Origin of the sequence: Sphingopyxis macrogoltabida (assembly GCF_001307295.1) — a bacterium.
In the GTDB taxonomy this organism is placed as follows: domain Bacteria; phylum Pseudomonadota; class Alphaproteobacteria; order Sphingomonadales; family Sphingomonadaceae; genus Sphingopyxis; species Sphingopyxis macrogoltabida_B.
The window spans coordinates 1-21,366 of the sequence record NZ_CP012701.1 but is presented as its reverse complement, the minus strand read 5'-3'; the positions used below and the strand labels follow the sequence as shown (position 1 = coordinate 21,366).

Here is a 21,366-nt window from a genome sequence, read left to right as displayed (position 1 = left end):
GTCCGACTCATGAAGCAGGAAGCCCTTATCGCTTGGACATCGCTCTACATCGGCGTGGGAATGATGGCGCTGATCTGCGCAGTGCTCTCAGTTGTCGTCACGGCTGACGACTGGCGGAGTGGCAGGTGGCGACCCACGCACCAAACGGGGCTCCAGAAAGCTCTGGTCATCCCGAAGCTCTGGCTGCGCTGGCAGCTCAACTACCTCAAGGGCGCGCCCGTCATCCTGGCAATCAGCGTGTACTATGCTTGGCACGTCGGTTTCTCAGTGTTCTGGGACGTCTGATCGTCCATCGAATGAGGCAAGCAGTACCCTGCGAAACGGATTGGGCGCGGGAAGTGCTGCCGAAGTCAGCGACACGCCGCCGGTCGAATTCGGAATGCCAATTGAGCCCATGATCGTACGCACATAGTTGCGGGTCTCACGAAACGGCGGGATACCACCAAACTGGTCCACGCGTCCCGGGCCTGCATTATAAGCAGCCAGTGCAAGCTCCCATGTCCCGAAGCGATCCAGCTGCTCGCGCAGATACCGCGCACCGCCGACAAGGTTTTGCCGAACATCCCAAGGGTCGGTGACACGCAGATATTGCGCCGTGCCGGGCATCAGCTGAGCCATGCCCATCGCACCGGCGTTGCTTCGGGCGAAGGGACGATATCTGCTTTCCTGCGCCAGTAAGGCGTCAAACAGAACAACGGGCACGCCGGCATCGCAAGCAACGTCGACGATCAGGTTGAAATAGGCTGTCCGGCGAGCCTGGGCATCCCTGCTGATACCATATCGCGGGAAGAAGCTGCGGGACTGGCAGAGTGGGTCATCCTGCGCAGGGCGGAAGGGTGAAGAAGCAGGGCCCAAGAATGATGCACCTGCCCGCATCCACGAAGGAACAGCGGGACGCGCGGCATAGGGATTGATCGTGAAGCTGTGAGGGATCAACTCAAAGTCGCCGTTCAAATCTGGTGAAAACGCATCCACTGAAGTCGGAGGCGGTTCCACTGATTGCTCGAGATCGACCGTCCCGCGCAACTGTGGGGCGAGCACAGCGAAATCCGGTTTTGCCTCTGGCGAAAACACGTCGAGAATTGCTTCGCGCGCCGATGATGGCGTCGGCGTCAAAGCGACCAACAAGAATAGAAGATTTTTCATGACCACACCTTTCGGCGTGGTTCGGATATCGCCCCTCGTTTCTAAATGAACAGGCGGTGCATGGCAATCGCCCACAATCTGGCATCGCACAGACGAAAGGGGCGTTGGCCAGCGCGAGCCGTGCCGGAGAAGGTCGGGTCGATCCAAAAGGGAAAGATGGTGAGGCTTAGCTGAGAGGAGCGAATTTATGCTGATTGCGCTCAGACCCACCCAGGAGACCATCGACATCGTTGCTGCACTGAAGGGCCGTTGGCACGGTTCCTATGCGATGTGCGTCTGCCCCGCGCACGCAGACCGAACGCCGTCGCTTTCAGTCCGGCAGGGCGAGCGAGGTATTCTGGTCCACTGTTTTGCGGGATGCCGCAGCGAGGATGTCCTGCGCGCAATCGGTCGGACCAAACCGATCCTGAATTCCCCTTCGCCGAGCTACCGTCCAGAAGGAACTGCGCCCAACGTCAGAAGGATCTGGGATCAGGGTACAGAGATCCGCGGGACGCTCGGCGAAGTCTACCTTCGATCGCGTCGACTGCCCGTCAACCTCCCCGACTTACGCTTTCATCCACGTTGCCCTTTTGGCCGCAAGCCCAAAACCATCTTCCGGGCGGCGGTGCTGGTCGCCGTCAGAACTGGGCACAAACTGACGGCTATCCAGCGGATCAGGCTGACGGACGATGGAACATGGCATGATGGCAAATTCATGCTCGGCAAACCCGGACAGGGTGCTTGGGCTCCACAGTTCGAAGGCAATGTGCTCGCCATTGCTGAGGGCATGGAGGATGCGGCAAGCTATGCTCAGATCAGAGGAATCCCGTGCTGGGCAGCACTCGGGAATGAGCGTCTCGCGCTAATCAACGTTCCAGGCCATGTTGGCACCCTTTACATCGCCGCGGACAACGATGGTCCAGGCCGATGCGCTGCAATGGCGGCAGTTGGATCACACAACATACCGGAAAGGCAGATCATTCGTGATCCACCGCCAAGGCGTTTCCACGACTGGGCGCAGGCAGCGGCAAAAACAGCAAGGCCCAGGGACGAGAAAAATTCGAGCAAAAACGCTTACAAATCGGACTTTACAGACGCAGACATTAGTTCATCGATCTAAGCCTTTTTCATCCTGTCGGTTGCTTGATCTACCAGATCGGAACGTCCGGCTAGTGAGCCTATCTGTCCGAAGGCGATCAAGGCCATTGTGCGACAGAAACTCACTACCTCCAGAAGAGAGTCGTCATCAAAGGCAGGCTCGATATAGTCACCTTGTAACCTTCGGGACACCTGATGGACACCGCCGTGGGTGTAGCCGTTCATCGCGCTCCATGCGCTTTGCTTCACCGTCGAAAGAAATTTGACCGAGAATTCTGGGCGCTCCTCGATCGCCTTGATCAGATCACCGAATTTCGGCGCGATCGTATCCTTTTCGACGAACGCTTCTATCTCCTGTTCCGAAGCGCAGTAATGAATCCAGGCCCCGCGCACGAAGCACTCGAAGGCAGATCGGACGAGAGCGAATGCACTTGCATAAGTGGCCATCGATATCAGTGTGATAATGCCAGCATGGTGCTCGATCGACAGATCGAAGAGTTGGCCAGGAATGCGATGCCTGTGATCGCCTTTGATCTCCAAGCCTTCGAGGCTGGCGCGAATCCATGCCAAATCATCCTGCGCCATTGAGATGGCCGTCCGAACGTTTTCCGAGCTTGTACTCGTTTCCATGTTTGTTTCTTTCCCACCGCCTGTGGCTGGGGTCATTGAAAGGTTAATGTCACCGCATTCCTTCGCGTGGGAGTGTGGGATCACCAGCATCAGACCTGCGCCAGTACTCTTCACCAGCAGCTATGCCAGATGCTGTGAGAACATAGCGGTCGGCATAATCGGAGCTTGCCGCGAGCAGCCCGAGGCGAACCAATGGCGCGACACTGCCGTCGGCAACCGATCTTTCGCTGCGCGTTTCACCGTTTACGATTGTCCATCGCTTGCGACCATTCTCGATGAATAACTCAATTTCGCTCGGAATTCTGGTCGGAGCAGACGCTTCGCCCCGTACAGTCGACCAGCGGTGAGAAAAACAGATTGTCAGGAAGCTCAGCGTCTCCCTTGCCCGAGGGGGAATTTCCAGCCAGTCGACCAAAGCATTGGCCGAAGGGAGCAACCCCTCGCGCTTGTTCAACAGGGCTTCTTGTCCGCAGACATAGGCCTTCACCATTGCGCGCTCGATCTCGCCAATCGTATTTTGCGTGCGCCCCCCTTTACGCGCCTCGCGATCCCGGGCGACAATGTCGCGCGCGGCCTCGCGGAACAACGCGCGCATTTTCGATGTTGGTCGCTCGGCTTTGGCAGGCTTCCTTTTGACGTTCATGGTTGCAACATCCCGAAGAAAAGCGAGCCTCAGACCGGCTGACGCGGCGCGATGCCGAGGCGCTGTGCGACCTGCGTGTAGAGACCGACGATGCCGGGCATGGCGACCGTGACCGCGAGACCGAATGGTACAGCTTCATCTATCGGAGTGCCCGGATCTGGATCGCGCTGCACAACGAGGTCAATCGTCATATCCGGGCCGACGACCGGCGCTTTGTCACCTTCCCAGCAACGCATGAATATGGTGCCGCGATTAGTCTGATTGCCGTCAGGTTGAAGGCTACGCGGAGAAACGCCCAAAGTGCCGGCTTCTGCTGGATCGAGCAGCTTGAGGCGAACGGATCGGTAGCTCTTGCGTCCCGGTTGCACGGGTGTGAACCATGCTAGCGTCGCCGACAGGCTGTGGGGCCGGGCCTGACCGCTCATGACCGCCGGTATCGGGACACGGACAGTGGTGACACGGTCGCGTGAAAGTTCTCCAACCGCCCAGAACGTCGCGCGGTCCTCCGCGCACGCTACCGCGTCTTCGGCGTCGACATAGCCAAATCCCAGGAAGCGCCTGATATTGTCCTTGATGTGGCTGTGATGCCCGCCGACCGGACCGATGATCGCTTTGATCCGTGCAGCAATGTCATCGGGCCAGCGGGCGGGATGGACAAGCAGCGCCTTGAGCAGGGCCGCCCGCTGAATGTGGGGCAGGCCCGCAAAATCCGGATACGCTGCCTCCAGTGCGTCGTGGATTCGATGACATGTGCGTGATGCCAGCGCGGTCGCGCCGCTGGTCCCGCCCGAATAGCCTTCGGCTACCCCGAAGGCGCCGGTACGAGGCGCCGCCACTTTGAGGCCAGCGGGGCGCGTCGAGGGCGCCGGTCTGACGAAGACATGACCGTCGGTCCGCATCTGGCGGAGGTGCTCGCGACCTCCCGGCATCAAAATGTCAGGTTTGACTGATCGGGCAAATCCAGGGCCGAGAGCGCTCGACGGGTTGGCGGCACGAATGCCCGGAAAGGGGTCGATGATGGTGCGGGCGGCGCGGCGGTCCGCAGCCGACACCCAATCGTCATTGGACGCGCCGACCGTCACCGCGTTGATTGCCTCGGACGGCGAAAACATACGCCGGTCAGCCATCAGATTGCCGATCGCGGTCAGCGTGCCGTCACAGCGAGCGGCGGCGTCAGCGTCTTCGAAAGCCGTGCCGGTCGCGAAGGCTGGGAGGCCGAAGGTCTCCCTCACATTACCAGCACTCACCAGAAACAGAATGCCGTATCGGTACGCCAGTCGATCCAGCAGCCGTGCCCATGCCGACAGCGACGACTGAAAGGGACGCCGCTCGTTGCCAAGCGAGAGATTGACGATCAGCACGCCCGGCGCCGTTGCATCCGGGCCTTCTCGCATCGCTCTAATGGCGAGAAAGATGATGTCGACGACAAGCCGTCGTGCCGGGAAGCGATCCCCAGCACCCATCACCGGAACAACATGAATGCGCCGCGGCAATGCCGGTGCGGGATTGTTCCTGTCGCCATGCACGAGGAGCGACGCCATCGCAGTGCCATGGACGCGTTGGTCCACGGGGGCATGGGGTTCGAGATCGAATTGATCATCCACGACCAGATGAGCGGCGAGCAGCGGATGTGCGGCGACCGGAACTCCGTCGAGCAGGGCTAGGATCGGTTCGCGCAGGTTGCCGACCGCAGCAGCGGTGCCGCCGTCTGTGACGTCCTCGATCTCGATCGTCGTCGCTAGGCTTTGCGGGCGGATGTGCATGACAGGCTCGAGGCTGGCGATGCCGCCTTCCGCCTGATCGATGATCTCCCGGATCGCGCGTACCGGCAAATCCACGAGCAGGGCATGATAGGCGATCTCGGGCAGCCGGGCACGCGAGATGATCTGCCCGCCGCGTGCGGTCACTGCCGCGCGCACTTCATCTTCCCGTGCCTGGGCCTGAACCTCAGAGGCTCGGTAGATCAATTCGATCTCCAGCGGGACAAGCTCGTCCTCGCCGCGCTCCTCGATCTCCTCGGCGAGAAAACTGGCGTCGATTCGTTGGACCCTGTCCTGAGGCCCCCATGGTCGCAGATCGCGAAGCAGTTCGAACACGCCACGCCACGGCGTCTCCCCGAATTGCAGTTGATCGGCGTTCCAGCGCCTCCAAAGAGAGAGCAGTTCTGCGAGCGCGCGTGCGTCCGGAACAAGGAGATAGGCAACGGGCTCCTTGTCGTCGTCGCTGCCTAACTCCTCCTCGTCGATCAGTTCGAGGCCGGGCACGCGCTGAACGGCTGCGGCAAAATTGTTCACCGAGCCACGGACTTCGAAGACGAGCAATCTCTCCGGTGCCAGGGCAGCCGGATCGGCACGCAGTTCGAGACCGCCCGGATCTCGCGCCAAAGCCTGGGCCAGGCGGTCGAATTTTGGGGCAAATGTGGCTTGCTGGCGATCCCGAGGGAAAGATTCAGGTGGTCGGGGAAATTTTTGCTGACCGGCGGGGCGTTGTCTTGATTGGTCTGGCGTCAGCCTCAGCAGGGGCTTGGTTGGATCGCTCGCCATCTACATTCCCGGGCCGTACGCGCGATTTCCATAGTTCAAGCTCTGTCTCGAGCGCATCATCGATCCCAATCTCCCCCAAACCCAATATCTGCCTGCGCCTCACATTTTGGCACAGGTCGAGCGCTTCGGCATAACTTACTTCGCCAAGGCGGGTCGCAAGCTTCTGTACAGTCATGCGCGGAGTTTCAGGCCAGCCAGAGATGACCCTGTCCAAAAACACCTCAAGCAGTTTACGATCGGGCTGTGGAAAAGCTAACCGCATCTGAAAGCGACGCCATACCGCGCGATCAAGCAACTCTGCATGATTGGTAGCCGCAACAACTATAACATACGGTGGCAATTGATCGAGTTGCATGAGCAAGAACGAGACCACGCGCTTGATTTCGCCGGTTTCATGGGTGTCGCCACGCTCTTTACCGATAGCATCAAACTCGTCGAAAAATAGGACGCTCGGCTGTGTGCGCACATAATCGAACAGTTTGCGAAGCCGGGCGTTGGTCTCACCAAGGTAACTGCCGATCAAAGCATCATAACGCACGACGAAGAATGGTAAGCCCAGCGCCTCCGCGATTGCCTCAGCAAAGGACGTCTTCCCGTTTCCAGGAGGCCCGGAAAGCAGAATCCGATGCCGTGGCTCATAGGCATGTGCGCGCAAAACATCAGCACGCATGTGCTCTTCGATCAGCTGACGACCATTCTCGCGCGCTGGCAACGAAAGGAGCAGATCATCAAATCTAACCCGCGCTTCGATTTCGATGATCGTGTCTCGACCTGGCCCGACCTGAGGCTGGGAGGTCGTGAGAGGCGGCGGCGTTACCGGCACGGTGCTTAGTGCGCGTTCGATGCGATCTGCAACGATGTGGTGATTTTTGGCTCGTTCGTCCGCCGCAATGGCCTCGGCCGCTGCGCGCAGCGTCTCACGGTCGCCAGCAACGCTGGCGCGAACGAGCGAGACGAGATGATCAGCGCGGGCCATTTTCTATGTTTCAGTCACTCAATCGGCAGGATCAAAATCGCCTACCTGGGGAATCTAATGAAATTTTCCTGCGGTGTAATCAATTATTCGCGATCCAGCTCTAGCAGACCTAGCACGATAATGCCTCTGTCATATGTGACGCTCCGTAAGGGTACCTGAAACCAGGGACCATCGTGGCGCAAGCCAGCATTCCATAGCCTAGATTCTCTATAGAAAGCCCTCACCGGCGTGGTTCTCGAACAACGCGGCATCGCGAACATAACCGAGGAGCACCTCCACCTTCTTCTGACGCGATACCTCCTGCATCTTGGGCAGCGAGGCTCCGGCCTTGGCCGCCTCGGTCAGAAACCCTGAGCGCAGTGAGTGCGCACCGACTGCGGCAGGATCGAGCCCAACCTTTTCGGCGTAGCGCTGGATCAGGCGGGCAACCGAGCGATCCGACATGGGCTCCTTGGTCATCATCCCTTGTGCGTCGGTGCGGTAGAACAATGGACCAGCCTCCCCTCCCCTTACGCTGAGCCATTCGTTGAGGCGGGGACCGGGCTTGAGCACCTTGCCCGAGGGAACCGCGATGACCTGCCCTGCCCCCTCCTGGTCGGTCTTGGAATGCCGGATCGTCAGCTTGAGCCCCTCGCGCACCAGTTCGAGGTCAGCCAGCTGTAACGCGACCAGTTCGGAACGCCGCAACGCCGCCGCCAGCCCAAGTGCCATGACCGCCCGGTCGCGGATAGCCCGCGGACTCTGGCCTTCGGCCGCTGCAATCATCCGCGCGAGATCAGCTGCCAGAATAGCGCTCTTCTTGCGCGTTGGCCGCGCACGCTGCTCCCGGCGGATCCCAGCAAGTGTGTCAGCAATCACATCGCGCGGATCGCGATGCTGGGGTGCGACCTGACCTGCCTGCCTGTGGTGCCAGGCGATTGCGGCAAGGTGCCGCCCGATGGTGCTGTCCGCCCTCCCCGCCTGCGCCAGCGAGGCAAGGTATGTGGCCACTGCCTCCGGCATAGCCGGCATAGGCGCAAGATCGCGCACCCAGCACCATTCTTCGAACTGCCGCCAGTCGCTGTCATAGGCTCGGACAGTGTTGGCCGCCTTGGAGCGCGCCCGGTATGAGCGGGCCGCTTCGATCTCTGCCGCGAGCTGCGGCGGGATCGCATTCCCCAGCGGCGAAAGCGCGACTTCATCTGAAAGCCCCAAAGCCCTGCTGCTGTCATCGTCCACGGCGACACTCCTCAAGCTTCATTGCCGCTGCTGTGCCTTATCCCTGCCTTAGGGCGCGGGCGACATCGCGGCGAATTTCGGCTGCTATATATAGAATAGCGTGTCGTCCGTGAAGGGCTCTTATCGGACAGCAAAGGCACCGTACAAGCTGGGTATACTTTTTAGGCCATTTATATACTATCTGGCCGATGGCATCCGGCCCAGCACCCTGGCAACTGACGCTTGCCCGCATCGAAGGCGCCCTCCCCTTCATCTCACCCGAGCTGTCCGAATGCCTTGCGCTGGCCTCACTCCGGCGCCTCTGGCGCATGCATGTGCGCGATTATCCGTTTGATAATCTTGGAATTGAACACAATCCGGGGCTTGAGGCCGACGTGCTTGTGCGCTCGTGGTATTCCGAAGAACGCCGTCAGTTCTTGTCGTGGATCAGCCGGCGAGGTCACCCTCCCCTCGCCCATGCCGCCAAGCTGGTCATGGCCGCCAAATGTCACTCTGAAGGGTTCAGCGAGGTGTGAACGGACAGAATAGGCTGCAGTCTGCTGCACGTGCGAGACTCTGCTGAAAGACAGAAATCCCTGCAGCGCTGCTGCCAGATATGGCTCACCATCGGTTCAATCCGCCGCTATTTTCGCAAATCGGCCATGCCGAGCTCCTGCCACATCCAGGTAAAATCGAAGGTCGCCATGGGATCGCCCGTCTCGCGCGACTTGGCCGAACCGTTCTCTAGATATTTGAGCCACTCCGCCACTTTGGACCTCCCGGCCTTGGTGCGGGCCAGCGCGCGCGGTGTCCGGTCACGCAGCATCGGAACCGGATGATCGAGCGCCTTGGCATATTCGCGGGCCAGCATCTCGTGAACCACACGCTCAATTTCCTCGGGCGGCAGGTCCGGCCCTTCGTCCCGTCCACCATTCCCCGCATCGTCAGCAAGCATTTGCGCCAGTGTTCGGATTTCGGTCAGCGGCGGGCCGATCCGCTCGCCCAGCCATTCAGCCATCGTTGCCCTCGCCACCTCGGCGCGCTCGGCGCTGTTGACCTCAACCACCAGTTGCCGCCCCTTCAGTTCGACATTGGCGAAGACCGGCGTGCCGTCGTCCATGGTGGTGGCAATGGCCTGTTTGCCCCTGCCCGGCTTGCGCGCGGCGGCCTTCGGCGCCAGCCAGTTCCAGAAGCTGTCGCTGGCCGGCTCCAGCCATGCGGCGGCATCGAGCATGCGGGTCACGGTCTGCCGGTTCGCACCCTTGGCCAGCGGGAAGACGATCCGATGAAACACCACGTCCTCGCCATCGGCGTTGACCAATTCGGGCAAGCCAGTCGCTGCCTGCATGCCCAGCGCATCAAGCAACCAGACGCCGGTGAACAGCGGCGCGCTGGAGCCGAGCAAGGCGCCCTGATCCGGCGCGCCAGCTTCGGCTTCCAGGCGGGCAAAGCTGGCGATCAGCTCGGTGCTGGCGTCCGGCCCGAACGGCAGCAGGGCGCCAGAAATCCCCCATCGCCCGTTCACCTGGACAACTCGCGTTGCAATTCTGTCCCAATTGACGAGCGTCCGGGTCGCGCTGCGCTCGATGACCGTGACCGGTTCGCCTTCCCGCAGCAGATCGGTGAGCCGCATCGACTGGCCCGGCACGACCTCGCTGACCTCGTAGAGAGACATCGCTGCGCCGCGCAGCGCCCGCATATAGGCCTTGTCCGGAGCCTTTTCGCTCCAGCCCCGCCGCTTGAGATAGGTGTCGACGAGGTTGCAGCCGTCCTCCCAATCATCGCGGCCCATCAGGTCCTCGAAAGCGCAGCCCCACAGAGGCCCTTCCCAATGGTGGCCCACCGCGTCGAAAATCGCCTCGGGTTCCAGGCCTGTTGCCGCGCAAACCGGATCGAGATGCAGCGCCAGGATGGCGTCAAGCCGTTCGTCCCACGGCGCGCGCTCGGCAAACCGGATGAGCCCGCCAAGATCGTGACCGGCATTGCTCTTCGACATTCGATCCCACCCTTTCCCTATACTGCCTGCGAGGCAGACCCCAGGCTACCTGCCGTCAAACCCTGCGACCCGCCAGCAGCCGCGCGGCCGCATTGGAGGCGGGCGCAAGCCGGCGGCCATAGCGCAGCGCGGTCCCGACCGAGGACCAGCGCAAGGCCTGGGCAATCGGGCCGGCATCCTCGCCGCTGGCGAACAGGTCCTGGGTCAGCCCCACGCGCAGCGAATGCGTGCTCAGGCCGCCCAGCGCAATCTCGAGATCCTCGCCCATCAGATCGACCAGCCCCATGTCCGCCGCCGCCAGCGCCCGCTTGCGGATGATCGACCGCACCGCCGCCACGGTCAGCGCGGTGTCGCCGACGACGTAGGTGACGCTGGCTTGCCGCGCGGGAATGGCCGCCATGCGCTCACGGTCAACGCCGGCGTTGTAGGCGAGATCGGCGATGGCGAGCGCCCGGCGGCCGGGGTGGCCCTTGGTGCGGATCACCCCGACGCGGCGGTACAACGGTCCGGTGCGGATCGCGGCAGCCTCGCGCCAGAGAGCGATCCGCCGGACGGTTTCAGGAGACACCCAGACAGAGGCCCCCTGCCCTTCCTGATCGGTCTTCGAGCGATCGATGTCGAGCAGGCCGCTGCCATCGTCCTGGACTTCGAGCGCCTCGACCCTCGCCTCCAGAATTTCCGACACGCGCAATCCCGCATCGTAGCCGAGCGACAGCAGCGCCGCATCGCGCAGGCCCGGAAGGTCGGTTCCGCAGGCTTCCATCAGCGCCGCCAGCGTGAATCCCTTGACCGGAGCGTTGCCGATCGCTTCCCCGAGCCGCAATCCGGCGGCCTGCCGCTGGGCCTTGCCCTGGCGGCGGCGCAGACCCTTCATCGCGTCGCGGACCAGCGAACTCGATACGGCGCTGGGGATTCCAAGCAGTCCATGCACCGTCGCCAGCGTCGCCAGCTTGCGGGCGATAGTCGCGGGCTTCTGGTTACTGGCCTCAAGATGGTCGATCCACTCGGCAATGCGCTCGGCCGAAGCGGGGAGACCAGCTCCGGCCTGTTCGCTCGCGAACAGGGTATAGCCTTCAAGATCGCAGGTCATCGCGCGCAGTGTCGCCGGGCTGCGCGCCTCGAGCGCCTTGGTGAAATTGACCTTGGCCACGGCGGTATCGCCATCGACCAAGCTGGAGAGGACGGCGACGAACCGTTCGACCGTCGTCAAGCCCGGCCTCGCCCGGCGCTTGGGCAGACGCGCTTCGCTGGGGCCAAGCACCGTGACGACCTCGCCTTCGGGCACTGGCGTCCTATCGGAAAGGCTGGTTGGCGATGCCAAGACCAATTTGCGCTTCATCGGGGCCGAATACCATGGCGAAACGGCCATGTCACTATATGTAATCTCCCATTATCATTAGTGCACTTCAAAGCCCTAACAGCTATGGTACAGTTAACTCCAGTTTGCTAGGCCTGTGTCGATGGCGAATTTCGAAGCCCATTTTGCCGGATTCCATCCGCTCCAGGCGGACGAAGACGCATCGCCCGAAGCGCTCATGCTGGCCCGCTCGCGCGCCGCGCTTGCCTGGGGCCGATTGCAGGGTCTGGTAGCACATCTCGAGCCCGGCGTCGCCGATCTGCTCGCCGCCAGCGTCATTCATGCACAGCTGCGTGATGCCCTATCCCAAGCGGGCCACGCCGGCGCCGCAGCAGAGATCGACCTCTGGCTTTGCGGCCTTGCCGCGCCTCCGGCCGAAGGCCCGCACGTCTTCGCGGATCCCTGGGGAATCACGCATGCGATCCTCACCGAGCTGTCGCTCGCCCGCTGGGAGCCGATCGCGCGGGCTGCGCAGCGCCTGCGCGCGGCGGCCGGCCCGGATCGCGGGTGCGCCGGCCCCGCCGACCCGCTCTCGCCGCGCGAGGCGATTGCGCTCGCTGGCCAGCTGGCCAGTGACGCGGTCCCGCACAGCGACAGCACCTGGCCGCTCGTGGCCATCGACCACCTCCACGCTGCTGCTGCGGCATCGACCGAATTCGCCCCGAGCGAGCCCGACCAGTGGCTGCTCGACCTTCCAGGTGGGCCGATGGCCCTCGCGCAGCCGCGCGCCAGAACGCCGCTCTGGGCGATCGATCTCGTGGCCGGTGCAGCCCTGTCGGGGTCCGCGCCCGGCACAGTCCCCCTCCCCTGCCCCGGCGCGCTGCGCGCCGAGGCGCTGGCACCCTGGCTATGGCCGCGCGAACGCGGCATTCTGGTCGCCGAGGCGCTCGAATCTAGCGCGGAGCGGCTCGCAAGGCTGGTTGAACAGGCCCGGACGCGCCATCACCACATGACCTCCACCCTTGCAGACCTGCGCTCGAATTCGCGCGCGCCCCTGCTCTACACCCTGCTCGCAGGGTTCGGACCCTTGCGCCCGGGCCAGATCGAGCGTGCCCTCCACCTGTCCAAGAACGGCGCGCGCGAACTGGTCAAATCGCTGAAAACTGCGGGCCTTGCCGAGATCGAGCGGCATCGCGGTCAGGTCCTGATCCGTGCGAGCCTGGCGGGCGGCACGGGACGCGAGACAGATCCAGGAGTGGACCTGTCTCCCGTGCTCTCGGCTGAAAGCCTCGCCGAATTCGACGACGCCATGGCCGCCATCGACCGGCTGCTCGCCCGCTCGAATGGGTCGGCGTCGAAAGAATGACCTGGCAGGTCGAGCACAATGCGAAACGCGGGATGGGCAAAGCGCCGGGTCAACCGCTTGTGGAGCAGTCCCGGATTTCCAAGGCAATCCTCCCACGGATCGGGGCGCCCGGTCGCTGCGGGGACGAAATCGTCGGCCAATCCGCACTGCTTCAGGAAGAACAGGGCATCCTGGAACCCGCGCAAGCAGCTGAGCGGAGATTTCGCGGCACTGGCAAGCTCGGCTGCGTAGCGGCGGCGTACCTCGCTCGCCAGGACCTCGCGCTGTCGGCGCACCACTTGCGCCGCATGCACCGCAGGGTAGCCCAGCCAGGCCTGCTCGAGCTTCTGTCCGGCGACCTCCAGCACGCGGCGTTTGCGGTCAAGCTCGCGCTTCCCCACCGCTGCGATCGCGGCCGCGAGATCGGCCAGGCCGGGCACCGCGCCGCGAGCGGCTCGCCTTACCGGACCACGCGCCGGCTGCGCATCGAAGCGGAACGTGCGGTCCATCCGTTCGGCTTCTTCCACATTGCTGCTGTGCAGCGCCGCCAGCAACAGGTGGCGCGAAGGCGCAATATGGAACCGGTTGCCGATCAATGCCGCGATGTATCGCTTTGAAAACGCGTAAGAGCTGGGTTCACTGCCACGCAGATGGGCACGGGAAATAACGAGATTCCAGGCGAGGCGAGTGCTGACCAAAGTAAACCGCGCCATCTGCTCGCGTGTCCGCTCCACCGTCTCCTCCAGCAGCCGCTGCGCCGCCATCGAGCGCCCCAGCGCCATGATGCCCCGAAGATCGATTAGCAGCAGATCATGGCGCTCGCAGCGCAGGGTAACGCGCAGGATCCAGCTCCGCTCAATCCGCCACTGCGCGCCGCTTTCCAGCCAGTCGAGCCAGCATTGCGCGCACCCGATCGAGCGCAGCGCCGGGGGCAGCAGGTCGCCGCGGGGACACCCCACGAAAGTCCGCAGAATGGCCTTCTCCGGCAGCGCCGTGGCCCAGGCCAACCGCTCGACTATGACCCTGCGCCGCTCTGCGGTGCCATCGGCTAATGAGGCCAGGTCACAGGTAGCGAGGGCTGTCTCGATGCCGAGATGGCTGAACAGCGCCTTGCGCGTGGTTTCATGCCGCGCGGCCAGACGATGCAGCCAGGATTCAAAGCATTCCCCCGCCAGGGGCCTGACCCGGAAGGCCAGCGGCTCGATCTCGGCTCTGCCCTGAGCGGCGCCCATCCCGGCGCTCAATCCGGGCTATAGGGGGTAAAGAGCTGCAAGGCCTCGCTGATATCGTCGTGCGCTACCAGCACGCGATCGTGCCGCTTGGCGACCTTTGCCGACCAGTGCAGGATCCGTTTGAAATTGCCGGTTACCCCGCCGCTTTCGCGCCAGATCCGCTCGGCGAACGCGGGCTCGGCGAGATGTTCGGGCTCGGCCATGTCCATGCCCATCGCCAGCGCCCGGATCAGGCGCTGCGACGGCTCTCCCGGCTCCCACAGCGGCAATCTGAGCATGATCGAACGAAAGGCGAGTTCGACATCGTCGGCGAAGATCTGGCGGGCGACATCAAGCCCGGCCACGACCAGCGGCACGTTGCCAGCGCTCATCAGAAAGCGGAAGGCATCGAGCGTATCGCGCCGCGCGACCCCGCTGGCGGTCAGGATCACATGGACATTGTCGATCGCGACCAGCCTCGTCCCCTGCGCGGCCAACAGATCGACCACCTTGAAATCGGCGGTTTTGTGCGTGTTTGTCCGGATCGGCCAGCCCTGCTTCCAGAGCAGCGCCAAGTTGATCTTGAGCGAGGTCGGGCTTGAGGGAATGACCGTGCGCAGCACGGGTTGGTACCGGGCCTCGCCCCAATCGGCGGGCTCGGGCAAGGCCTCGGTCAGACGCCGCTGCGCCTCGCGCAGGATCGAGGTCTTGCCCATGCCGGACTGGCCGGTGAGGACGATGCAGGTCGGTCGTTCTTCCGGATCGTCATGCGCAACCTCGACGATGGTCTCGACGGCGTTGCGGGCTTCGTCGAAGTCGATCCAGAATGTGGATAGGTGCCCCGAGGGCTGCGCGGTGGTGACCGCGCTCACGGGCGCACCTTCAGCCAGGTATCCTCGCCCAGTTCCCCCACCGATTTCCACTGAACCGGCTGTTTTAAAAGCTTTTCAGGCGTCCGCAGGTCCGCGAGCGTAAGCCCCTCCCCTTCGCGCCGCTTTGCCCGCCGTCGCGCCTCCTTGGTGCGAACCCGCGCCTGATGGATTTCCTGGTTTGCCGCTGCGATGGCGCGGGCCGTCGCCGCACGGCCGCCATCGGCCTGGTAGCCGCGGCCCAGGGCCCTCACCTTGGCCCTGGCGGCTTCCCAGTCCGCCTCCCAGACATCGGGATACTGGCCGATAACCGCCATTTGCACGAAAGAGCCCTCGAGCTCGGCATAGACATGCTGGATCGTCCGTTCGTCCCAGCTGACCTCGATCTTCTGGCCTATCCGCTTGCCGAGCGCCGGGTGCCAGTAATGGCGATGCTTGATCTGGATGCCCCGGGAATGGACCGTCAGCGACTTCGACGGCAGAAATTGGCGAAAAAGCTCGTCCGCATTACACGAGACCGGGAGCAAGGGACCATGGCGCGCTGCCTCGCGTTCCCACATCTGCGCCGGGCACAACCCGCCGAGCGCGGAATGCGGCGTGTGATGATAAACCGCGATCTGGCACAGCAGCCAGCGCTCGAATTCCGCAAGGGTCATCGCCGCTTCAGCCTCGGCGTCGTAGTCATCGCGCGCAGACACGTTCGATCCCGTAGCACCCGGCAAAAGTCTCAGTTTTCCGACCATTGTGCCGATCAGCCGCTCGATATGGCCACCCAGATGGGCCGGGCCGGGTTTGCGGACATCCGGGTCGATGCCATTGCGCACGCAGGCCCGCCGAAACGACTCCGAGCGATGCGGCTTGGCCTGATCGGCATGCAGGCGCCGGAACAGGCCGAACATCGGGTAGCTGACATCCACACCCAGGTGTTCAAGCACCGGTTCCTTGGGCAGCAGCGCGCTCGCGACCGCCCTGCCGCACCGGAAAATCGAAGGATCGCCGAAGCTGACATAATAGCCGAGTATCGCACGGGTCCAGATTTCAATCAGGAACGTGATCCACGGCCGTCCGAGCTCTTCCCGCCGCAGGCTGTCGACCAGGATAACGTCCCCCCTGGTATGGTCCATCTGGACAAGATCGAGGAAACCATCGCTGCGGTATTCCCCAGGGTGCGCTTCATGCGCGCTGCGGGTCTTGGAGCCCATGCTGGCCTTGGCCCACACACTGCTCGGAATCTCGGCCAGCAGCCGCTCGATTGTCTTCTCGCTCGGGATCAAATCGGCGGAAAACCGGTGCTCTCCGTTATCTGCATGGAGCAAGCCCCATATTTGCCTAGCCGCTTCAGCGCGGTTCGGCGGCACCATCTTAAGCGCGATCTTGTTGGTCAGCGCATCAATGGCGCTTCTCACCACCGGGTCGATCCGATGTGAGCCGGGAGGCGGTCCTCGGGGCTTAGGTGCAAGCGATTCGGCAACCGGATGCGCCCGATACCGCGCGGCCAATGTTCGGATCTGGCGCTCCTTCAAACCGGTGGCTTCGCAAATAGCGGCAATCTGCGCCGCCGTCACCGGCCCGGACACCGAAATATGCCTTCGGAAATGCGGGAACAGTGCCAATCCCGCCTCGAGGGACTTGAGGCTGCGCTTGGGTGCAGGAGACGGCATTCGCTCAATCATACGATTGGCTCCGCTGTAGATTCCCCTGTATCGTCAAATGTAGCATAATCTGTCCGGCCATGCGGCGTGGAAACGTGCTGCGACAGAGTTATGCGTATTTGAGTCATCCTATCCTATTGATTAAACGTCCTTTTTAGAATTGCAGTCTTTTCTGTCGGCTGACACGAGGCCTACTTGCCCGCCGATCGTGCGCTCGAACGGCTCGATGCGGTGCTGCCGACCCGTGATCCGATGGGGACCCTGCTTGAATGGTTGGCGGAGCTGCGAACTGAAGAAATCGACTTTCTCGAAGGCGGCAGCGAGATGCTTCAGGTCGGTGGGTTCGCGGTCACACGTTCAGCGCCGCGGGGGGCGGCCTGGGCTGCGTCGCTTGCGGCGGCCATGCGGCCACACTTGTTTGGGCTAGGGTCGGCGCCAATGGCGCTTGCTGGGATCATGCCGCGGGCTGTGTTTCGTGAACTCCATGAAGAGCCGTTGCCCGTTGTGCTTCGCGCGGCGCTCGAGGTAGCCAGCGAAAAGGCTGAGGTCGATTTGCGCTTCCTGCGAAGGGCTGTCGTTCGGGCCGACGATGTACTTTCTGGGCTGTATGCCTCTTCGACTGCTCCGCAAACCTGGCGAATGATCGTCAGCTTGGGCCCACTTACCCGAGCTGAGCTCGCTCGGGGACTGGGTGTAACAAAGCGCACCGCTTCTCAATCGGTAGCTTCACTTCAGGAGGCAAGTATGGTGCTCCTTCGGCAGACCGACGGCGCTATATTGCCGGCCAGTGCTGATCTAGAACGGCGCGAATAGCCTCTTCCGCTTCCTGCCGTGTCGCGCCGCCCTTATTCAGCAACGTGACACGGACGCCCTTACGGTCAGCCCCATCGATCCGAAGCACTGGCTTCCCACTAGCACTGGCCACGGTTTCAGGCTTTCCTGACTTCTTGGGGGATCCTGACTTCTTGGGGGGGTCTGCCGCGAGAGCGAGCGCCTTGATCACCTCAATCACAGACATCGACTTGCCAGTCTGCTCGCGCTCTGCAGCAAGACGTTCCGCCTCACGGAAGGCGCGCTCCCGTCGATCCTCAGGCTTGAGGAGCGCTTTGAGCGCAATCGCATTGCGAATGCCAAGCTCCTGCGGATTGGCAAATGCCCTGGTCAGCCCATCTGGCAGCCGTGCCAGATCGAGATACCGCGTTAGCCAGCTTTCGGAGACTTTAAGCCTTTCCGCCATCGTCTTCTGCCGACCATCGTAATAGGCCGTCAGGGCGCGCAGATAGTCTTTTGCGCGTTCGAGATCGGTAAGATCGTCCCTAGCCCGGTTTTCAATGTCCGCGAGCCTGAAGGCCTCTTCATCGCCCATCTCGCGTACGTCGACGAGAAACTTGAAGTCTGGATAGTTGTGCGAGCGCAGCCAGCTGATCGACCAGTGTCGGCGCGCTCCGCAAATGACCTCAAACTCAAACCCGTCATCTCCGGATAGGCGACGGACGATCGCGGGTATCTCCTGCCGCCCTTGAGCCTTGATACTCTCAATAAGGTCCGCGCAGCGTTCCTCATTAAGCAGAGCATAGTCGCGGTTATGGCCTGCCCACATCCGACACTTTGCTGGGTCAACAAGCTCATGTGTGCGAGAAACAATCGCTCCCGACGCCAGGTCAGCAAGACGGTTTGAACGCCCCGTAAGCACGTTTGAGGCAATGCTCGATCTACGAGGGGCAGCAGTATCCTCGGTCAGGTCAATACCTGCCGCCAGATCGGCCGCGAAACCACTGTTCTTCCTACTCATGCAAGCCTCCCATTAGCAGAATTGCACGCGTGCAATTTTCCAGCGGCTCATACCAAAGCCTCCTGACGGAGGCGCTTCTGATGGCTGGGCCACATCGATCGAATATCAACTTCGATTTCCGAATTCACGCCATCAAGATAGTTCAGGCAACGGTTGCGAACCGCCGAACTCGTGGCAGGGCCATCAAGCTCATACACTGTCATCAGCCGCGCTGTAGCATTGTCGATCTCGGCCGAGTCCTTGAGAGGCGTGCGAACCATCGCATGCCCGAATAGCGTCCGCATCAGCTGCAACAGCTCTTTCTGCATCGATTTATTCTCATCGACCTTGGACGCGACAAAGCGGAGGAACTTCAATTCTGGAGCGAGACCACGGTCTGCCAGCTGCTCAATCGTTTCATCTAGCATCGAGAGGAATGCAGCCGTCGAGGAGAAATCCATAACAGTCGGCGGTATCGGCACGACCAATGCGTTAGCGGCCCGCAACACGGACAGCGAGATCGCCCCGAGGGCGGGCGGCGGATCCATCACCACGACATCGAACCGATCCGATATACTCTCGATTCCCTCCTTCAGGCGGTCAAGGAGCGCGCCGTTCCCCTGCGCCATCCGTGCGGCTAGTTCGTATTCGGAATTGAACAAACGAAGGTTGGCGGGAATGAGCTCCAGACCGTCGAAGTGAGTCTTGCGGAGCGCGTAGTCCAGAGATGATCGCTCCCCCTCACGAAGGAACGGATAAAGGGTATCATCTTCGGTGAGATCGAGATCGGGCACATACCCAAAAAGGGTCGTCGCCGAGGCTTGGCTGTCGCAATCGACGAGCGCAACACGGTAGCCTCTAATGGCCAGATACTGAGCGAGGTGAACGGCCAAAGTCGACTTACCAACACCTCCCTTGAAGTTCTGGACAGCCACGACACAGCAGGGATCGTTTGGAGCCCGATAGGGTCTTGTCCCGAACACGCCGCGCATGTCGTTCAGCTGGGCAAGCGTATATCTCTCTCGCCTGTTGTTGTCGGTCCTCGCAGGCTCTGGCAGGCGGCCGTCTTTTTCCGCATCACGGATAGCAGCCGGCGTGCGGCCCACAAGTTCGGCCGCTTTCCCGATTGTAAAGGTTGGCTCGCGCCGGTCATCTGCCCTAGCGCTTCGCGCGGAATCCCGGAGCTTTTCGAGTACCGAGGAGGTTCGACTGGCCAGCGTCGCGACCGAGACCAAACGCTCGGCTTCTTCAATCTGAAGTCCGTTTGACACATGCCTTCCTTTCGCAATTCCGCATGTGCTACACCGACTTGCGCTTTTCGGTCAAGAAAATCGGGAATTTCGAAAGTTGGAGCGCGTCATCGGTGTGAAATCTGTGTCGCCGCGCCCTATCCTGACTCGGTGGGGGCTTAGAAAATTGCACGCGTGCAATTTCTGCCGTTCAGGGTCGGCCCCGGCGATTGAACCACCCCTCACAGAACCCTTTCCAGGCGGCGATCAACTTCGCACCGCGAAGCTTCTCCAAACGCTCGCCCATATGCTCGCGAAAACCGTTGGCGATCAGATCTACATCCCAACCACCGCCATGCTTACGGCCTATCTCAAGGAGGTCGTCATGACCGAAGCGCAGCGTTCCCACTGGAAATGTCGCCTCGGATAGCTTCTTGGCTGAGACTGCTCCTCGCGATGCCGGAATAGCCCCCTGCCCCACTGTAACGCTCTCTACAGCCCCATCACGCCTCGCCTGGCGTCCAGCTGAATGACGATCAAGCTCGTCGACGGTCTCAAGCACCTCCGGCGCGCCTTTGGGCTCGAACCGGAACTCGATCTCCGTGACTGTTCGACCCTGCCTGATCTCCCGCCACTCAACACGGAAGTGAGCAAGCTGGTCAATTTCGGATTTCGCCTTCTCCAGAACCTTGCGCCGAAGTTGAGCGAAGTCCGTGTAAACATCTGGTGGAATACCCAATGCTGCGCGCAGCGCCTGCATGTCTCCCCGCCAAGTTGCTTGTCGACGATGAAGCCGAAGTGCCCCCAGCTCATACAGCTTCAAGGCGTAGTTCGAACGAAAGCCAAGCACCGCTTGCCGATTGAGCACAGCATAGGTTTCGGATGCCTGGATGAGCTTGCGAGCATCTGGGGTGAATTCCCACTCAATCCATCCAGTCTCGCCGCCCTCCTCATCTGTCTCCTCCTTCGACCGCGAGATCAGGGAGAACAGGAGCGTCGCCTTCTTTCCCCGCCAGGATTTGTCATCGACGGCAAACAGCGTTCGGTGCAGTTCCTGAAGCATGTCGGTAATCCGCTCATTGCCCTTGTGGCCTCGCCGAATGTCCGCCTTACGTATGCGGTGAGGGCGATCCTCCCAGGCGTCACCCCCAGCTGTGAGGATCATGAGAGCGAGTAGACGCGAAGCTGTCAGACTGAGAGATTCGCCTTTGACAAACTTGATTTCGATGATGCTGCCTGGCTTGGCGAACTCGTCGCCGCCCTTTGCCTTCAACGCGGCAGCAACCCGCATCGCACGGCCAGGGGATCCTTCCTCGGGCTTCTCTTCAGGAGCCTCGGCTATTGGGCTAACATCCGTTTCCATGCCATATTGCGATCAAAGCTTGATTCTTGATGTGCTGATTGCTGCCTGACCTGACCTCATCAGTCAAGTCAGGTCAGGATCAAGAGATGGCCGCAGCCCCCAAGAAGTCAGGATTGAGCCGGTCGGATTTCGGGTCTGAATCACCCAAGAAACCGCGAGTCGCTAGGTTCTCCAGCAGGGCTTAAAATCGCGCTTGATTTTGATGCCTGCGAGACCCAAAAATCCGGCCAAGCGGGCGACGGATCAACATCTAGACGGCTGCCCCCAAAAGGTCAGGAAGGCCCCAGAAGGTCAGGTGAGTCCCCCCGGCAAGTCAGGGTTAAGCCCCCGGCAAGTCAGGTAAAATCCCCCAACTGGTCAGGCAAACCAGCGTAGGCGACTGATTTCACTGCCAATTTACACTCCGAATCTGAATCTT

18 protein-coding genes are annotated in these 21,366 nt (G+C 61.8%); 4 read left to right on the top strand and 14 right to left on the bottom strand.

The window, feature by feature from the left end:
* The first annotated feature begins 9 nt into the window (after positions 1-9).
* Positions 10-285 (top strand): hypothetical protein, encoded by a 276-nt coding sequence (locus tag AN936_RS22330; protein ID WP_039330618.1) that lies wholly within the window; start codon positions 10-12, stop codon positions 283-285.
* Here AN936_RS22330 and AN936_RS24400 read toward each other — a convergent pair.
* Positions 265-1,146, bottom strand: coding sequence for a lytic transglycosylase domain-containing protein (locus AN936_RS24400; RefSeq protein ID WP_234715866.1), 882 nt, complete (start codon positions 1,144-1,146; stop codon positions 265-267). The two genes, AN936_RS22330 and AN936_RS24400, sit on opposite strands and share 21 nt — an antisense overlap.
* 187 nt (positions 1,147-1,333) lie before the next feature.
* On the opposite strand from AN936_RS24400, the gene AN936_RS24395 reads away from it, so the two are divergent.
* Positions 1,334-2,248 (top strand): DUF7146 domain-containing protein, encoded by a 915-nt coding sequence (locus AN936_RS24395; RefSeq protein WP_084758682.1) that lies wholly within the window; start codon positions 1,334-1,336, stop codon positions 2,246-2,248.
* Here AN936_RS24395 and AN936_RS22325 read toward each other — a convergent pair.
* The 5 genes from AN936_RS22325 to AN936_RS22310 all read right to left on the bottom strand — a co-directional run bounded on the left by AN936_RS22325 (position 2,245) and on the right by AN936_RS22310 (position 8,236).
* Complete coding sequence (locus tag AN936_RS22325) at positions 2,245-2,856, bottom strand: DUF6988 family protein (protein ID WP_149037820.1); 612 nt, start codon at positions 2,854-2,856, stop codon at positions 2,245-2,247. The genes AN936_RS24395 and AN936_RS22325 overlap by 4 nt on opposite strands.
* Positions 2,857-2,905: 49 nt before the next feature.
* The gene (locus AN936_RS24885) at positions 2,906-3,499 is read right to left on the bottom strand and encodes a hypothetical protein (RefSeq protein WP_149037819.1); all 594 of its coding nucleotides are present in this window, start codon (positions 3,497-3,499) and stop codon (positions 2,906-2,908) included.
* Positions 3,500-3,528: 29 nt separating this feature from the next.
* Complete coding sequence (locus AN936_RS22320) at positions 3,529-6,042, bottom strand: S8 family peptidase (protein WP_173585695.1); 2,514 nt, start codon at positions 6,040-6,042, stop codon at positions 3,529-3,531.
* Positions 5,948-7,018, bottom strand: coding sequence for an AAA family ATPase (locus tag AN936_RS22315; RefSeq protein WP_054590513.1), 1,071 nt, complete (start codon positions 7,016-7,018; stop codon positions 5,948-5,950). Before AN936_RS22315 ends, AN936_RS22320 begins: the two co-directional genes overlap by 95 nt.
* 207 nt (positions 7,019-7,225) lie before the next feature.
* A complete protein-coding gene (locus AN936_RS22310; protein WP_054590632.1) occupies positions 7,226-8,236 on the bottom strand; it encodes a site-specific integrase in 1,011 nt (336 codons plus the stop codon).
* Between the two features lie 188 nt (positions 8,237-8,424).
* On the opposite strand from AN936_RS22310, the gene AN936_RS24880 reads away from it, so the two are divergent.
* Positions 8,425-8,751, top strand: a complete 327-nt coding sequence (locus AN936_RS24880; RefSeq protein ID WP_149037817.1) for a hypothetical protein — start codon at positions 8,425-8,427, stop codon at positions 8,749-8,751.
* A 107-nt stretch (positions 8,752-8,858) separates the two neighbouring features.
* Here the strand turns inward: AN936_RS24880 and AN936_RS22305 are convergent, their stop codons facing one another.
* The 5 genes from AN936_RS22305 to AN936_RS22280 form a co-directional block, all read right to left on the bottom strand.
* Positions 8,859-10,211 carry a hypothetical protein gene (locus tag AN936_RS22305; RefSeq protein WP_054590512.1) on the bottom strand — a complete coding sequence of 451 codons (1,353 nt, stop codon included), beginning with the start codon at positions 10,209-10,211 and terminating at the stop codon, positions 8,859-8,861.
* Positions 10,212-10,266: 55 nt separating this feature from the next.
* Positions 10,267-11,496, bottom strand: coding sequence for a site-specific integrase (locus AN936_RS22300; protein WP_234715865.1), 1,230 nt, complete (start codon positions 11,494-11,496; stop codon positions 10,267-10,269).
* 1,209 nt (positions 11,497-12,705) lie between these two features.
* A complete protein-coding gene (locus tag AN936_RS25865) occupies positions 12,706-14,085 on the bottom strand; it encodes a TniQ family protein (RefSeq protein ID WP_084758678.1) in 1,380 nt (459 codons plus the stop codon).
* A gap of 8 nt (positions 14,086-14,093) precedes the next feature.
* The gene (locus AN936_RS22285) at positions 14,094-14,936 is read right to left on the bottom strand and encodes a TniB family NTP-binding protein (protein WP_054590509.1); all 843 of its coding nucleotides are present in this window, start codon (positions 14,934-14,936) and stop codon (positions 14,094-14,096) included.
* Positions 14,933-16,606, bottom strand: a complete 1,674-nt coding sequence (locus AN936_RS22280) for a Mu transposase C-terminal domain-containing protein (protein ID WP_054590508.1) — start codon at positions 16,604-16,606, stop codon at positions 14,933-14,935. The genes AN936_RS22285 and AN936_RS22280 overlap by 4 nt, the downstream gene beginning before the upstream one ends.
* Positions 16,607-16,780: 174 nt before the next feature.
* Between AN936_RS22280 and AN936_RS25185 the strand changes: the two genes are divergently transcribed.
* Entirely contained in the window at positions 16,781-17,398 is a 618-nt protein-coding gene (locus AN936_RS25185) for a MarR family transcriptional regulator (protein WP_158500130.1), read from the top strand.
* On the opposite strand, the gene AN936_RS22275 is transcribed toward AN936_RS25185, so the two are convergent.
* From AN936_RS22275 to AN936_RS22265, 3 genes are all read right to left on the bottom strand, one after another.
* Positions 17,358-18,377 (bottom strand): ParB/RepB/Spo0J family partition protein, encoded by a 1,020-nt coding sequence (locus tag AN936_RS22275; protein WP_054590507.1) that lies wholly within the window; start codon positions 18,375-18,377, stop codon positions 17,358-17,360. The two genes, AN936_RS25185 and AN936_RS22275, sit on opposite strands and share 41 nt — an antisense overlap.
* 47 nt (positions 18,378-18,424) lie before the next feature.
* Positions 18,425-19,627 (bottom strand): AAA family ATPase, encoded by a 1,203-nt coding sequence (locus AN936_RS22270; RefSeq protein ID WP_054590506.1) that lies wholly within the window; start codon positions 19,625-19,627, stop codon positions 18,425-18,427.
* 169 nt (positions 19,628-19,796) lie between these two features.
* Positions 19,797-20,876, bottom strand: coding sequence for a replication initiation protein (locus AN936_RS22265; RefSeq protein WP_054590505.1), 1,080 nt, complete (start codon positions 20,874-20,876; stop codon positions 19,797-19,799).
* Positions 20,877-21,366 lie beyond the last annotated feature (490 nt).